Source organism: Rhizobacter sp. P5_C2 (assembly GCF_054049715.1).
Genome location: NZ_JBFULV010000240.1, coordinates 1 through 1,382, shown reverse-complemented (window position 1 = coordinate 1,382; position 1,382 = coordinate 1). Strand labels below are relative to the sequence as shown.

Annotated in this window: 2 protein-coding genes; both read left to right on the top strand. The window is 71.7% G+C overall.

The genetic code is table 11. The annotated features are described in order from the left end of the window. A partial coding sequence (locus tag ACXJLU_RS33335) for a TraB/TrbI/VirB10 family type IV secretion system protein (protein ID WP_457338004.1) occupies window positions 1–781 on the top strand: 781 nt, incomplete at its 5' end. Window positions 782–1,055: 274 nt separating this feature from the next. Continuing rightward, window positions 1,056–1,382: hypothetical protein (locus ACXJLU_RS33330; RefSeq protein WP_457338003.1), on the top strand; the 327-nt coding region annotated here is incomplete at its 3' end.

Sequence of the window (1,382 nt, the reverse complement as noted above, 5' to 3'; positions counted from 1 at the left end):
GATCGACCGCGTGCGCGGCGGCACCGGCAGTGGCGACGACGCGGCGCGCTACGTGCGCGACCTCGCCGGCGCGCAGGCCTCGGGCGCGATCGTCGGCCAGACGGCCACCGCGCGCCGCGAGAAGGGCGATGCGCAGCGCGAGGGCGAGTACCTGGTGCCGGTCGGCACGGTGATGGCGGCGGTGCTCGACATCGAGGTCAACTCCGACTGGGAAGGCCGCTGGCGCGCGCTGATCGCCCGCGACATCTACGACCTGAACCAGGACGTGATCCTGATCCCGAAGGGCACGCGGGTGCTCGGCAGCTCGGCCCGCCCGAAGCCGGTCAACGAGGCGATCAACGAGCGCATGGCGCTGATCGCGCAGTGGCTGGTGCTGCCGAACGGCGCGCGCATCGACCTGTCGCGCAGCGCGATGCTCGATGGCGCCGGCGTCGCGGCGCTGGAGGGCGACGTGAACCGGCATTTCCTCGCGACGCTCGGCGGCGTCGCGGCCTACGGCGTGATCGGCGGGCTGGCCGCGACGCGCGCCGCACGCTCGACCAGCAACGACACCAACCTCGCGGTCAGTGTGCTGGCCGGGCGCGATGCCGGCGCCGAGATCGCGGCCGGTCTGGCCGACGTGGGCCGGCGCGTCGCGTCGCGCTACCTGAACCTGGTGCCGACCATCGTCGTGAAGCCGGGCACGCCGATGAATGTGTTCCTCGACGACGAGCTGTTCCTGCGCGCGTGGGCGCCGATCGACGAGTTCGCGCCGGCGGTGGCACCGCAGTCGATGCGCTGAAATGACGGCACCCACCTCCGTTCGCCCTGAGCTTGTCGAAGGGCCTGTGCACATGGAACCAGGGCTTCGACAAGCTCAGCCCGAACGGGATACGGTGCCCGTTCGCCCAGAGCCTGTCGAAGGGTCCTGTTCGCATGACACGAAGGCTTCGACGGGCTCAGCCCGAACGGAGGCGGTTGGGACCGATCATCCTGAGCTTGTCGAAGGACAAGCTCAGCCCGACCCTTCGACAGGCTCAGGGCGAACGGAGGTAAAGCACCTGCGCGAGCTGCTGTTGCGCCTGGCCGACGGCGACTATGCGCAGGCGCGGTTGCGCTGGTCGCTGCTGCCCTACGTCACCGCCTGCGCACCGCTGATCGTCACCAGCGTGCTCGCGCCGGCCTGGCTCGCGTGGCTGATGGCGCTGCCCTCGGTGCTCGCGCTGTACCGCGTGACGCAGATCCTCGACCCCGGGCTGTTCGAGGTCAGCCCGCAGCGCGGCGCGCTGGCCTATGCGCTCGCGCTGAACGCGCTGCTCGCCGTGTGGTGCCTGGCGCTCGCGCTGGCCGGGCGCGGCGCCGCGGTGCCGACCACCGCCTTCGCGCACGCCGCGCTGCTGGCG